At 30.6% G+C, this 284-nt stretch carries 1 protein-coding gene; it reads left to right on the top strand.

The features are described 5' to 3' along the window. Window positions 1-200: 200 nt before the first annotated feature. Window positions 201-284: glutamate--tRNA ligase family protein (locus FUA24_RS04055; protein ID WP_148540161.1), on the top strand; the 84-nt coding region annotated here is incomplete at its 3' end.

Here is a 284-nt window from a genome sequence, read left to right as displayed (position 1 = left end):
ATAGAAAATACAATAAGCCAATGGCAAAAAACAAAATGATACCTTTTAATAACTCGTTTGTATAAAAACGTTTTGTAAAGGCTTCTAACTTAGCTTTAATGGTGTTAAAATTATGCATAATACTAAACTACAATTTTATTTACTACACTGTTTATAATTATGTGTTAATTGTATCTTTGTGGCAAATTTAAACTATTAAAATGACCAAAAACGTAAGAGTGCGTTTTGCACCAAGCCCAACCGGACCATTGCATATTGGTGGCGTAAGAACCGCCCTTTTTAAC

The sequence above is a fragment of the Seonamhaeicola marinus genome, from assembly GCF_008085455.1.
Note: the sequence above shows the minus strand (reverse complement) of the source record. Positions and strands in the feature narration are given on the sequence as shown.